Origin of the sequence: Paeniglutamicibacter sp. ORCA_105 (assembly GCF_045798545.1) — a bacterium.
Lineage (GTDB): Bacteria > Actinomycetota > Actinomycetes > Actinomycetales > Micrococcaceae > Paeniglutamicibacter > Paeniglutamicibacter sulfureus.
On the sequence record NZ_JBIXLM010000025.1, the window covers coordinates 54,135 to 67,880 of the forward strand.

Genomic DNA, 13,746 nt, shown 5'->3' on the forward strand with positions numbered 1-13,746 from the left:
CGAGCTGGCTGGAAACTTCGATTCCCGCCGCCTGGTGAGCGTCAATGCTTCAAGATTTCGGGAACATGGAACGGAACCCTCCAGCAGGTAATTCGCGTGTACGCGCTCGATCCCCTCAGTCTGTGCCCGGTGTCGAACTTCAAGTATTCCCATAAGGTTTCCATAATCTTCACATAGCGTGCGCCGATTTGAACGGGACACCTTGCCGGCCGTCAGCACAGAAAAATGCATGGACGCTGGGAAATATCTAAAAGTTACGCGGGGAATCCCCCGAATATTGTCCCGGGCGTGTCGCGCCCAGTGACGCCCGTCTCCGTCCCGCCTTGACGCGGAATCATGCGGAAGTGCATCCAGTTGGTTGACGCATCAATTATTCGAAACGCTGGAGTTTTGGGGCGGCGCTGTTTGTTGGGGGATATATACAGAGGTTAGGGTTTCATTTTGGTAACACTCATTGCTCGCGGTGTGCCCAAACGGATGTCCCATGACAGCCACGGTGCACACAAAAGCGAGGTACCACACCTTGAATTGGGAGACCTCACATATGCACGAATCCTCACGTGCGCTATTGAAGCGCGGCAGCATTGCTGCCGCGACCACGGCGCTGGTGCTAGGTAGCAGCTTCGCTACCGTACCGGCGATCGCCACGACTTCCGTCGCCCCGGAGCCTGCGTCAACGGAGACTTCGGCCGTCACGAGCGCTGAAGCATCACAGGACCAGAGCCCGGCGGCGCTGCCAAGCGGCCTGGAAGAGGCCGTCGAACGCGACCTCGGCATCACCATTGAAGAGTTCTACAAGAACGGCGAGCTGAGCTCGGTTGTCGAGTCGCTCTCGAAGGAATTGGGACAGTCGGAACTTGCCGCCGACTTTGCCATCGAAGAGAACAAAATCAATGTCACGGTAGCTGCGTCATCTCTTAGGGCCGTCACCACGAAACTTGACGAGCTGACCAAGGGCACGGACGTTGAATTGCGCATAGTGACAGCGCCCGAAGCCGAAGCCACGGTCGCGCCTAAAAAGGTCGAGACCAAGAAGGCACCGGAGACGAAGGACCCCAAGGCTGCTCCGTCCAAGCTCCCGGTCATTGAGAGCCCGAAGACTGAGGCCACGGCCAAGCCGGAGGTCGTGGCCAAGGCGATGCCCAAGAGCGCCGAGTCACTTCTCGCGGCATACGTCCAAAGCGTTGACCCGAAGGCTGTTTCCCAGCTTCAAGCGGTCATGAAGACCGGGTCAAACAGCTTTGTCATCCGTACCGGCGGAACCGCCGAGGTGGAAGGCAAGAACCCATCCGAGACCCCCAAGGCCACGGCCCTGCGGTTCAGCGAGAAGATGACGCCGGAGGAATTCGCCCAGCAATACACCAAGGTCACCATCGAGAAGGCAGAAGGGCCGGCAAAGTCTGCGGCAGCCGGCGATGTGCTCGGCGGCATGGGCTACGGTGCCCGAACAACCGGCACGGCTATCGCGCTGTGCTCGATTGGCTTCAGCGGCTTCAACGCCGACGGTGGCGACGCAGCAATTTCGGCAGGGCACTGTGAGCACGACGGTGACATCACCAAGGTCAACATCATGGAGCACACCGCTCCGAACGAGTTCGAGGGGATCGGCGCGCCCTTGGGTACCTTCGGATTCTCACAGTTCGGCGGACCGGGCAATTCGCCGGTGACAGGCATCGACACTGCAACGAAGGTCGAGGACCTGGGCAATGTCGGGACCGACATCTCCGTCATCGATGCGATCAACCCGGACTTGGACCTCAAGTCCATGGTCACCGACTGGAAGGGTGCCGACGAGCGCGACTCCGGCACCAAGGTGACAGGAGTCGCCAGTGCCGTCATCGGCGCCGGAATCTGCAAGTCCGGACGCACCACCGGCTGGACCTGTGGCACCGTGGACGAGGTCGGCATCTTCCTGGTCGGCGGATACAACGGTGAGGGCGACGTACGCGGCGTTCGCGGCTTCGGCATGGCCAACGCGGGCCTGGCGAAAGCCAACGAGGGCGACTCCGGCGGATCGGCCATTTCCGGCGGCACAGCTGTCGGCGTCACGAGCGCGGTCTCCTCGAACGACGAAGGTCGTGCGTACTTCACCGACATCAAGGACGGGCTGAAGCACGCCAAGGGCTACTCCATCGCCCTGTTCCTCAACGCCCCGGCGGTGGCCTCGCCCTCCAACGGTGCCGACGTCACGGCAGGCTCAACGATCTCCGGCACCGTGGCGGGCGCTCCCTCCGGATCGCACGTTCGGGTTGTCTCCGGCGGCAAGTTGGTCAAGAAGGCCACAGTCACCGCGGGCAAGTTCAGCTTCAAGGTTCCCGAGGAGTTCGGCAAGTACGACTTCACCCTGCAGACTGTCAACGGATTCAACAAGTCCGTCACCACGGCAGGATCGGTGAACGTCGTGATTGGTGCGCCGGTCATCACCACCCCGAAGAACGACGCCACGCTCTACGCACCGGTGTCCACCATCTCGGGTACCGGCGTTGTCGGGGCCACGGTGACACTCGCCGGGGATGCCACGGGCGCCGCAATGGTCGCCGCAGACGGCACATGGAGCGTCAAGCTTCCCACCGCGCTGTCTTACGGCGAGTACGCCATTTCGGCCACCCAGGCCAAGGGCGGCGAAACCTCGAAGACCACCACCAGTTCCTTCAAGGTCCAGCTCGCCGCACCGGCCATCACCGGCCCGGCAAACGGTAAGACCTTCACCGAGGCACAGTCCGTGATTTCGGGAACCGGCGTTGCCGGCGCAACCGTGAAGTTGACCGGTGCCGTCACGCGCGAAGTTGTCGTGGGCAAGGACGGTGCCTGGAGCGTCGAGCTTCAAGAAGGCCTGTCCTACGGATCCCACAGCATCACCGCTGTGCAGAACGTCGGCGAGACCACGTCTTCTTCGGTGAAGAGCGACTTCAAGGTCGTTCCGGTGGCACCGTCGATCGATTCGCCAGCCGATGGCCAGGAGTTCGCCTTCGACAAGGCCCCGAAGACCATCAGCGGTTTCGGCATTAACGGGGCCACGATCAAGGTGAGCCTTGACGGCACCGAACTGTCCTCCGCTGTTGCGGCCAACGGCAACGTCGCAGAAACCGCTGACGCGGCAAGCGGCGAAGCCGAGGTTGCAGCAGTCGTGGTCAATGGCGCCTGGACCGTCATGGTCCCGGAGGACCTGGAAGCCGGCGACCACAAGGTCACGGCGGTACAGGTCATTGACGGGGTTGCCTCGGCGGCCATATCAAACACCTTCACCGTAGCCGCGGCACCGAAGCCGGAACCGACCGAAGAACCGACCGAAGAGCCAACCGCTTCGCCGGAACCCACGCAGGACTCCGAGCCTTCCAAGGCTCCGGTCGTTCCGCAGGGCGAGATCAACGGCGATGACAGCGGCAACGGCGGCCTGGCCAACACCGGCGCGAACGCCGTCCTGCCAATTATTGCCGCAGGCGGTGCACTGATGGTTGCAGGCGGGTTGTTCATGCTCTTGCGCCGCAAGAACAACTCCGGGCTCCACAGTGCCTAACCACGTGGTCCTCGGCTAGCCGGGACTCGTGAGCGAGGGGGGCCTTCCGCGGAATTGCTTGTCATTCCGCGGAAGGCCCCTGCTTTTCCCACGCCTCATCCAGCCAACGCCCCGGAACCTCCCTTAGACTCGTCCAACATCAGAAGGTGGTCACTCATTTGAACAACCCCATGGCACGAACCGCACTGGGCGGAGTCGCGTTGGCGGCGATGCTCCTGCTTTCCGCCTGCGGCAACGAGACCGGAAGCCCGGCCTCCTCCAGCCCGACACCCCCGGCGACACTCAGCGCCGCACCGAACGAGAGCCAGGATCCGGATTTGCTCCAACTCAACGAATCACTCAAGGAAACCCTGGGGGACAACTACTCCGAGGGCTGGATCGAGGGGAACAAACTGCACGTCGCAGTCATCGACCAGGCCTCCGCGGCCACCGTCACGGAGGCCGGTGCGGTGGCACACCTGGCGAAGCATTCGGCCGCCGAACTCGAGGCCGCCATTGGCAAGGTCATGTCCTGGCAGCGCGAACAGGGCGGGGACATCGCCACTGCCATCCACCGCTACCTCCCGTCCGGACGGGACGGCTCCATCACACTCGCCGTCGACCCCGCCCAGCTTGCGGGCATCGAGAAGGGGCTCAAAGATGACAAGGTCACCGGAGACATCGAGCTGAAGTTTGTGGAATCCGACGGACCGGCAACCCCCGCCAGCTCCGGCTGACAACTCGCCCCCCGGAGTTCGTGGTGCGCCTTTCGACCGTCGCAGGCGCGCCACGAACTAACAAGACGCGGAACGCGACGTAGGGTTGTAGCTGAGGGACCGTATTTGGGCTTCGGCAGTATTCCGGGGCAGACGGATCGGAGCATCCCGCATTGATAGCGAAGACAGAAAATTGAAAGGGCCTGCACCCACGTGAGCCACGCCAGCGACGCAGCCGCAACACCCGATCGACCGCGGAAAAAACGAAACCCCGTGTGGGCCGCCATCCGCGAAGTCCTGATCATCGTCGTGGTGGCCCTGGTGATATCACTGGTCGTCAAGACATTCTTCTTCCGCGCCTTCTACATCCCCTCGGGCTCCATGGAACAAACGCTGCAGGTCAACGACCGCATCTTCGCCAACCTCATGGCACCGGGCCCGTTCGAGCTCTCGCGCGGTGACGTTGTGGTGTTCCGCGACGAAGAGGGCTGGCTTCCCCCGATCCCTTCGCCCGAGACCAACGCCGTCAGCGACTTCTTCACCTTCGTCGGACTGCTCCCGGACCCGTCCAGCCAACACCTGATCAAGCGGATCATCGGCATGCCCGGAGACACCGTCGAGTGTTGCTCCGCCGACGGCAGACTAAGCGTCAACGGCGTGGAAATCACCGAGCCCTACGTCTACCCGGGTGACAACCCCTCGGACTCCGAGTTCACCAAGACCGTCCCGGAGGGCAAGATCTGGGTCATGGGCGACCATCGGGGTGCCTCCGCCGACTCCCGCTTCCACGAGGACTTGCAGGAGGGCTTCGTCGACCTTTCGGCCGTCGAGGGAAGGGCAGCGGTCATCTCCTGGCCGCTGGACCGCCTCGGCGGCATCTCCGGCGAGGACGAGGTCTTCGCCGGCGTCCCTGTGCCGGCGAACCAATGACATCGACTGCACCCACCCTGAAGCATGAACTGGCACTGGCCGCCGCGGGGGGCCACCGGTTCATCGGGGCTGCCGACGAGGTCGGCCGCGGTTCCCTGGCCGGACCCGTCTCCGTTGGTTATGTCGTGATCGACCCGGACACCTCGCCGCAACTGCCGGGGGTGCGCGACTCCAAACTCCTCTCGGCGGCGCTGCGCCACGAATTGGTCCCGGCGATCAAGGACTGGGCAGCCTCCTGGGGCGTGGGCCACGCCAGCGCAGCGGAGATCGACGCGCTGGGGCTGGTTCCTGCCCTGCGCCTGGCCGGGCTGCGCGCAGCCACCCTTGCGCACGGCGTCCAGGAAGCCGACGCGGTGCTGCTTGACGGAAACCTGGACTGGCTCTCGGCCACCGCACAGCCCACGCTGCTGGATTCCCTGGTTCCCGGTTTCGGAGCGACCCAGGACATCGACGGCCTACAGATTCCTGTCCACACCCTGATCAAGGGCGACTTGCTCGCGCTGTCCATCGCAGCAGCCTCCATCTTGGCTAAGGTCGAACGCGACGCGCTCATGGATGGGTACGATGTGAGCTACCCGGCGTACGGTTGGATACGAAACAAGGGGTATGGCACAGCCGCCCACCGCGCCGGCATCGCCGAGCACGGGGCGTGCGAATACCATCGGAAGACCTGGCAGCTGACACCCAAGGTGCCGGGAACGAACATCGAGTCAGGGGGCGAGGGGAAAACACCATGAGTGCCGAAGACCTGGAGAACTACGAAGCGGAACTCGAGCTACAGCTCTACCGCGAATACAAGGACGTGGCGAACCTCTTTAATTACGTCGTGGAAACCGAGCGGCGTTTTTACCTGGCCAACAACGTTGACCTGAAGACCCGCTCGGCCGACGGCGAGGTCTTCTTCGACCTCACGCTCACCGACGCCTGGGTCTGGGACGTCTACCGCACCGGCCGCTTCGTGCAGTCGGTGCGCATCGTGACGTTCAAGGACGTGAACATCGAGGAACTGAACCGCGTCGATGACCTGTCCATTCCCAAGGAGGGGCTGAACTAGCCGCTCCGGCCACGATCGCCTAGTCATGGCGGTCCCTGCCCCCGAAGCCGTCCCGCCGTTCGCGGGGCGGATTCGGGGGCAGTCTTGCTTCCTGCTCCGGGTCGCCCCGCGGGCTGCGACAGGCTCGCCCCCCCAATCCCGCCACGCGACTCCCGCCGTGATTCCGCAGGGAGATGGAAAACCGGGTTGGATGCCCGAATCCACGAAGGCCTTTTCCCCGGACCTGCCCCCCGCGACTCGCCGTGAGGCCTTCCCGGGAATTCTTCGCGCCCATTTTCGGCCGGTCGATCGGACACCAGCTCGGGATACTTCAAAAAGAATCCACGTGTAGCGCGTCACCTTTCCGGTAATTGCGGAAACTTTACCAATAAAGGCACATTCGATGGTTGAACTATGGTCATCGAGCGGCAACAATAACGTCTATGCGTCACATCGGTGGTGAGGCACGCGCCTTCATCGGGGCCACTTCCGCGGCAACGCACAGAACCGAGAAGGACGAAAACCTACGGGGTGAATCACTTGCAAAAGAAGAAAATCGTCACGGCACTTGCCCTCGCCGTCGCGGTAACCGGAAGCAGTACGGGCTTTTCCCCACCAACAATCATCCATGAAGTCGCTGCTGCGCAGGCAGCCGCGTTGACGCCACCCACGGCGTTCCATCCCGCCGCGGCAGCTGCCGGCATCGCGGCGAAGAAGGTGAATCTCAAGAAGGTCAACACCTACAACCTGAACCTGCGGCAGGGCAAGAGCACCGGCACCAAGGTGCTGGTCACGATCCCCAAAAATTCCGCACTCACCGTCACCGAGACCAGCGGAACCTGGAGTAAAACCAACTACAAAGGAAAGTCGGGCTGGGTGGCGTCGCGCTACCTGAAGAACGCGCCCGCGGCCAAGGCCCCGGCGAAGCCGCAGAACCAGAAGGTCACCACCTACAACCTGAACCTGCGCCAGGGCAAGAGCACCGGCACCAAGGTGCTGGTGCTGATCCCGAAGAACACCACGATCAAGGTCACGCAGACCAGCGGATCGTGGAGCCGGACCAGCTACAAGGGCAAGACCGGCTGGGTGGCCTCGCGCTACCTAAAGAACGCGTCCTCTTCGACGTCGCCGGCACCCAAGACCACGTACCGCTGGACCACGGCGAACGTGAACGTGCGCAAGGGGCCCGGAACGTCGTACGCCAGCTTGGGCGTGGTGCGTGCCAACGAGCGAGTCACCTACATCAAGTCCTCCAAGGGGTGGTCGAACGTGAAATCCTCGAAGGGAACCGGCTGGATCACCAACCGCTACCTGGCCACCGTGGGTCAGCATCCGGTGTCCGTCTACGGGACGCTGCGCAAGGGGCAATCCGCCTACCACCTGTTGCGGGGGCGAACTGCAAGCGAAACGAAGACGCGGGTGCCCTATTTCAACATGTACCTCAAGCCTGACCAGACCTGGTGGTCGTTCATCATTCCATCCTCGTCGTTCGCCCGTTCGGTGGTCGTGGAGCGCATGGTCATCAAACCCGTCTACTACCATTCGACCTTGGCTAACCTGGACAAGTGGGAACGCTTCGATCCCCGCAAGCCGCTGGCCGACCAGAACTACAACCGCAAGCTGGTCACCGACCAGGATGGCAAGAGGTCGTGGGCCTATGTCGGCGCCTCGAAGATCAGCAACTACCTGACCAAGAGCGGGATCCGCGTGACCTCCGGCGACTACTTGAGGAGGTTCTAGCCATGAAGCAGGGCAAGGCCATCACCGCCGTGGCCTCGGTCGCGGTTCTCGTCGGCCTTGGCGCGTGGGGGATCGGGCTGGCGGGCACGGCCAGCGGCGATGCTCCGGAGCCTCCACCCGATCTCGATGCGGGGCCCGTGGTTGCGGAAACCAACCCCACCACCGGCGACAAGGTCAAGACCGACAAATTCGACAACGTGGAGAAAAGCGCCGGCGAAAAGGCCGGCCTGGTCGACGCGCGGACCAACAAGAGCTATTTCACCATCGAAGTCACGAACAGTGAAGTGGTGGACCAATGCGATCCCCGTGTCGGCATCGACAAGCTCAAGCCGACGCGCGCGGCGTTCCTGGTCCTGGACATCACCGCATCCTTGGACGCCAACGTCTCAAAGAACGTCGGCGGAGAGGGCGGCGAGCTGTACATGCCGCTGGTGGCGGAGACGTTCTCGGTGGCCGGATCCAGCGGGACCCCGGATCGCAACGTCACATCGGAAACGGCCTGGGGCTGCTTCGATGACGCCGTGTTGTTGCCTCCGGTGGTCAACCCCGGCCAGAGCGTCACGGGCAAGTTGGTGCTTGACGTGGATGCCCTCACGGGACAGGTCACCTACGACCCCGAGAACAACGGCGGATGGTCGTGGCCGTACGGAGGATAGCCCGGTGAGGACTGAGGGGCCGAGTCGTCCATTGCCCCGCGCTCGGGCGTGAACCTCTGGGCCACCATGCCGAAGGTTCGATATCCAAAACACCTCACTTGTCGACTTCGCCGGAGATTTCCCGGTGAAACCCGGATTTCGAACATTCTGACGCTATGATCAAGCGGAAGCATAAAAACTCGATTCGGCGTACGTATGGCGGATCAAGATCCTTCGCACGGGCCACCACCACGGCGGTGCGCAGCATCGAGTGGAACCAGGACCAATGGGGGGATCCGATTGCAGAAGAAACGAATCATGACGGCGCTGGCACTCGCCGTCGCGGTGACAGGAAGCAGCACCGGCTTTGTGTTGCCGGCGGCCGGCCAGGTACACGCTCCGGCAACGGGAACGGCCGGGGCAGCGCCGATGGTCCTGGAGCCAAGCGCGGCTGCGGCAGGCATCGCCGCGAAAAAGGTGAACCTGAAGAAGGCGACCACCAATAACCTGAACCTGCGCCAGGGCAAGAGCACTCGGACGAGGGTACTGCTGACGGTCCCGAAGAACACCGCCGTCACCGTCACCGAAACCAGCGGCACCTGGAGCAAGACAACCTACAAGGGCAAGACCGGGTGGTTGTCCTCCCGGTACCTCAAGAACGCACCCGCCGCCCGGAAAACCGCGCCCAAGCCACAGTCGATCGCGCACCGCTACACCACCGGCTTCACCACCCTGCGCAAGAGCGCATCGGCCAAGAGCCAGTCGTTGGGGTCCTACCAGCGCCGGGCCAAGGTCGAATTCCTCTCCGCCTCCGGGGCATGGACCAAGGTCAAGGTTTCGGGCAAGACCGGCTTCATGGAATCCGCACGTCTTTCCAAGACCAATCCCGCCGTGGTCAACCGATGGTTGAAGTCCAAGCAGGTCGTTTACAAGAGCACCAGCAACAAATCCGGCAGGGTCACCACGGTGGAGAAAAACACCAAGGTCGAATGGCTGCGCACCGGCACCGGCTGGACCGCCATACGGACCGGGAAGGGCAATGGGTGGGTGCCGACCTCGGCCCTGGCCAACACCGCCATCAAGCCAACTGCCCCCAAAACAACTGCACCCAAGGCCAGCTACCGCTGGACAACGGTGAAGGTGAACATCCGCAAGGGAGCTGACACTTCGCACAAGAGCCTGGGCCTGGTACCGGCCAACGAGCGGGTCACCTACCTCAAGACCGCCAACGGTTGGTCGAACGTCAGGTCTTCCAAGGGTACCGGCTGGATTTCGAACAAGTACCTGGACAAGACCGGCCAGTACTCGTTTGCGGTCTACGGCACGTTGCGCAAGGGGCAATCGGCTTACTACATCCTCAAGGGGAAGACGTCCAGGGAAACCAAGACGACGATCGCCAGGCACAGCATGTACCTGCAGCCGAACAAAACCTGGCTCTCCTACGTCATCCCCAGCAAGAAGGCCTCCGACAAGGTGGTTGTCGAGCGGATGGACATCAAGCCGGCCAGCTACCGGGCCACCGTGGCCAACATGGACAAGTGGGAACGCTTCAACCCCAATAAGCCGCTGGCCGACCAGAACTACAACCGCGTGCTGGTCACCGACAAGGACGGCAAGAAGTCCTGGGCCTACCTGGGATCGAAGAAGATCGGCAAGTATCTGACCAAAAACGGAATCCGCGTGACTTCCGGCGACTATCTGAAGAGGTTCTGACCATGAAAAAGCAGGGCAAGATCGTCACCGGCGTCGTCTCAGGCGTTGCGGCCGTCGGCCTCGCGGCCTGGGGCATCGGGATGGCCGGTGCCGCCAACAGCACGGAGTGGGAGCTCCCCGGCGACCTCGTCGCAGGCCCCGCAATCGCCGAAGTCGATCCGTCCACCGGCTCCGAGGTGAAGATCGACAAGTTCGACAACGTCCAGAAAAAGGCGGGCGAAAAGGCCGGCCTGGTCGATGAAGAGACGAACAAGAGCTACTTCACCATCGAGGTCACCAACACCCAGTTGCTGGGCCAGTGCACATCACGCGTGGGGAACCAGACACTCAAGCCGATGCGCACCAAGTTCCTGGTCCTGGACGTCGAGGCGACCCTGGCAGCCTCCGTCTCCTCGAAGGTCGGTGGCGGGGCACAGGAGCTGTACATGCCGCTGGTCGCCGAGGCGTTCTCGGTGACCACCTCCAGCGGGCCCGCGGACCGCAACGTCACCTCGGAAACGGCCTGGGGCTGCTTCGATGATTCGGTGTTGCTGCCGCCGGTGGTCAACCCAGGCCAAAGCGTCAAGGGCAAGGTCGTGCTCGACGTGGATGCCCTCACGGGGAAGGTCGCCTATGACCCCGAGGACAACGGCGGTTGGTCCTGGCCCTACGGTAGCTAGTCCGGAACCAACTTCTCCCGTGTCCGAACCAGGCACCAGAAAGAAATCCACCCAAATGACCGAGCAGCCAGGCAAGCCCGACCCCGAGGACCCCAACGGACCGGGGGGTGCCCAGGGGGAAGAACCCGAAACCGAGGACTTCGGGTTCCTCGCCGGTGGCCACTCTGAGGACAGCTCGGTGTCCTTCGAGTTCGGCGGCGTCGAGCACGATCCCGAGGTCGGAAAGCGCGCCTTCGACGCTTCCATCCCCGCCCTGAACGCGGCACTGTTGGACTACGCCCACGCACTGGAGGAGCGCCAGGGACGGATCTCAGATGCCCTGCGCCGGCCGGAGCTGGCACCGGAGCTGTTCGCTGCCTCCCGGGGCGTCCATGTGGCGCTGGCCGAGCTCCTGGAGGCGCACCAGGTGTACACCGGCGAGGGCCTGCCTGAGGTGCCGGCGGATCGGTCCCTCCCGGACGAGGCCACCGCCCCGGAGGAATGGGCGGCACTGCTCGCCGCCAACGAGTCCACCGAGGATGCCGACGACACGCATTGGCCGCGCCCCACCGAGCTCGGTGCAACCGTGGTCCTGGACCGGGTGATCCACCAAACCCCGGCCGAGTTCGTACGGCTGGACACCGCGCAGGTCTTCGGTAACGGGGTGCTGCTGATGGTCGACTACGTCAACATGCGCGGCGCCCGCGAAGACGGCCTGATCTGGTTCCGCCGCAGCAACGAACAGCACGGAAACGTCGAGATCTCCCTGCGGCTGGGCAATGCGGCCACAGGCGCGCCGCAGCGTTGTGCGCCGCACCGGGCCGACGGGAACGTGGGGCCGCACTGCTACACGCTGAACCACCAATTCTGGATCCATCCCGCACCGGAGGCCGAAGTACTCACCGGGACCCTCACCGTTCACGACGCGATTGCCGCCGACGGCAGGGCCGAACCGCTGGAGGTCCGGTTCCGGTTGGAGACCTCCGTGCTGCGCGAGGCAATCAGCCGCATCCGCACCTTCGGGCCCCGGGAGCCGGGCACATGATTCCCGAGCGCTGGGTGCCGGGCACCTTCGCGGCCGGGCTCCTGATGCTGTGCCTGCGCGGCACCAGGGGCCCGAGCGACATCGAACTCCAGATCGACGGGCACCTCCGGCGGGTGGCCCAGGCCCAAGTCCTTTCGGCCGCTACCGCGGTACCCGGCTTCCCCCTTAGCTGAGTCAGGCGCTCGCCGGGATCCCTGCGAGCGGTTATCCACTCTCCTGCCTGCGGCACGGCGCTCGCCGGCCGACCCGATTCATCCTTGAAACCAACCGGCCAGCAACTCCGCCAACGCCCGGGGCCCGCGGTCGGATGACCCAGGAGTGTGCCCATGAACCACAACCAAGAACTCGGTGCCGCCGGCGAGGAGCTTGCCGCTTCATATCTCACCGGCGCCGGCTACAGAGTGTTGGAACGCAATTGGCGCTGCCAGCTCGGCGAGCTGGACATCGTCGCCGAGACCCACGGCCGGATCGTCGGGGTGGAGGTCAAGACGCGCAGCTCGATGGGATTCGGGCACCCGGCCGAGGCAGTGAACCCGCAGAAGCTGCGCCGACTCTCACGCCTGGTGCGGCGCTGGTGCATGACCCACCGCCGCAATCCGCACACCGTGCGCGTGGACGTGGTGGCAATCCTCATGGCACCGGGGCGCGAACCTAGTATCGAACACCTGATCGGGGTGGAATCGTGAGCCTGGCCCGCACCCTTGGCATCGGCCTGACCGGTCTCAACGGCCAGCTCATCGAGGTGGAAGCCGACGTAGGCAACGGCATCCCCGCCTTCATCCTGCTGGGGCTGCCCGACGCTGCCCTCAACGAATCGCGCGAGCGCATCCGCTCCGCGGCCCGCAACTCCGGCATCCCGCTGCCCAACCGCCGCCTCACGGTGAACCTGACGCCCGCGACGCTGCACAAGCGCGGCTCCGGATTCGACCTGGCGATCCTGCTGGCGGCGCTGGCCGCGGACCGATCCATCGCCCCGGCCCCGGGCGTTGTCTACCTTGCCGAACTCGGGCTAGACGGATCGTTGCGTCCCGTTTCCGGGGTGCTTCCGGCCGTCATGGCGGCCGTGCGGGACGGCTACCCGAACGTCGTGGTCGCCACCGAGAACCAGGCGGAGGCGGAATTGGTTGCCGGGGCCTCGGTACGGTCCCACGCCCACCTGTCCCAAGTGCTTGCCGAATGCGGCGCCGATCCGCTGGAGCTGCAATACAGGGCCCGGCATGACTCGCCCGCGCGCAAGAGCGCCGGATGGCCGGCAACCCGCACGCCGGCCATGGACCTCTCAGAGGTGGTGGGCCAGGCCCAGGGACGGTACGCGCTGGAGGTTGCGGCCGCCGGCGGCCACCACCTGCTCTTCACCGGGCCTCCCGGGGCCGGAAAGACCATGCTCGCCCAACGCCTGCCCGGGTTGCTGCCGGACCTTGACGATGTCCAGGCCCTGGAAACCACGGCGGTGCACTCGCTGTCGGCCGGCGGGCGACCCATCGATTCCTTGCTGCGCCGCCCGCCCTTCGAGTCCCCGCACCACAGCGCCTCCATGGTGGCGCTGATCGGCGGGGGCAGTGGCATCCCGCGGCCCGGCTCCGCTTCCCGCGCGCATCGGGGCGTGCTTTTCCTGGACGAGGCACCGGAATTTTCGGCTACGGCCCTGGACGCGCTGCGCCAGCCGCTGGAATCCGGCGTGCTCACCCTGCACCGGGCATCCGGCACCGCCAGCTACCCGGCACGGTTCCAGCTCCTGCTGGCCGCCAACCCGTGTCCGTGCGGGCGGAACCTGGGTAAGGGCACCGACTGCACCTGTAC

The 13,746-nt window shown here is 64.2% G+C and carries 13 protein-coding genes; all 13 read left to right on the forward strand.

The features are described from left to right. Positions 1–544 precede the first annotated feature (544 nt). Complete coding sequence (locus ACIPUB_RS13160) at positions 545–3,517, forward strand: LPXTG cell wall anchor domain-containing protein (protein WP_407607784.1); 2,973 nt, start codon at positions 545–547, stop codon at positions 3,515–3,517. A gap of 170 nt (positions 3,518–3,687) precedes the next feature. After that, complete coding sequence (locus ACIPUB_RS13165; RefSeq protein WP_407607785.1) at positions 3,688–4,233, forward strand: hypothetical protein; 546 nt, start codon at positions 3,688–3,690, stop codon at positions 4,231–4,233. Between the two features lie 192 nt (positions 4,234–4,425). Continuing rightward, entirely contained in the window at positions 4,426–5,142 is a 717-nt protein-coding gene (gene lepB / locus ACIPUB_RS13170; protein WP_407607786.1) for a signal peptidase I, read from the forward strand. After that, positions 5,139–5,879, forward strand: a complete 741-nt coding sequence (locus tag ACIPUB_RS13175) for a ribonuclease HII (protein ID WP_407607787.1) — start codon at positions 5,139–5,141, stop codon at positions 5,877–5,879. Before lepB ends, ACIPUB_RS13175 begins: the two co-directional genes overlap by 4 nt. After that, a complete protein-coding gene (locus tag ACIPUB_RS13180) occupies positions 5,876–6,196 on the forward strand; it encodes a DUF2469 domain-containing protein (protein WP_217388199.1) in 321 nt (106 codons plus the stop codon). The genes ACIPUB_RS13175 and ACIPUB_RS13180 overlap by 4 nt, the downstream gene beginning before the upstream one ends. Positions 6,197–6,715: 519 nt before the next feature. Further along, positions 6,716–7,915: an SH3 domain-containing protein gene (locus ACIPUB_RS13185; RefSeq protein WP_407607788.1), complete on the forward strand. Its 1,200-nt coding sequence runs from the start codon at positions 6,716–6,718 to the stop codon at positions 7,913–7,915. Between the two features lie 2 nt (positions 7,916–7,917). Then, the gene (locus tag ACIPUB_RS13190; RefSeq protein ID WP_407607789.1) at positions 7,918–8,571 is read left to right on the forward strand and encodes a hypothetical protein; all 654 of its coding nucleotides are present in this window, start codon (positions 7,918–7,920) and stop codon (positions 8,569–8,571) included. A gap of 297 nt (positions 8,572–8,868) precedes the next feature. Beyond that, positions 8,869–10,263, forward strand: a complete 1,395-nt coding sequence (locus tag ACIPUB_RS13195) for an SH3 domain-containing protein (RefSeq protein ID WP_407607790.1) — start codon at positions 8,869–8,871, stop codon at positions 10,261–10,263. Positions 10,264–10,265: 2 nt separating this feature from the next. Beyond that, entirely contained in the window at positions 10,266–10,922 is a 657-nt protein-coding gene (locus ACIPUB_RS13200; RefSeq protein ID WP_407607791.1) for a hypothetical protein, read from the forward strand. A 55-nt stretch (positions 10,923–10,977) separates the two neighbouring features. Then, the gene (locus tag ACIPUB_RS13205) at positions 10,978–11,946 is read left to right on the forward strand and encodes a hypothetical protein (RefSeq protein ID WP_407607792.1); all 969 of its coding nucleotides are present in this window, start codon (positions 10,978–10,980) and stop codon (positions 11,944–11,946) included. Beyond that, positions 11,943–12,119 (forward strand): hypothetical protein, encoded by a 177-nt coding sequence (locus ACIPUB_RS13210; protein WP_407607793.1) that lies wholly within the window; start codon positions 11,943–11,945, stop codon positions 12,117–12,119. Before ACIPUB_RS13205 ends, ACIPUB_RS13210 begins: the two co-directional genes overlap by 4 nt. Before the next feature lie 153 nt (positions 12,120–12,272). Next, on the forward strand, positions 12,273–12,632 hold the full coding sequence (locus ACIPUB_RS13215; protein WP_407607794.1) for a YraN family protein: 360 nt from the start codon (positions 12,273–12,275) through the stop codon (positions 12,630–12,632). Then, positions 12,629–13,746: YifB family Mg chelatase-like AAA ATPase (locus ACIPUB_RS13220; RefSeq protein WP_407607795.1), on the forward strand; the 1,118-nt coding region annotated here is incomplete at its 3' end. The genes ACIPUB_RS13215 and ACIPUB_RS13220, both read left to right, overlap by 4 nt.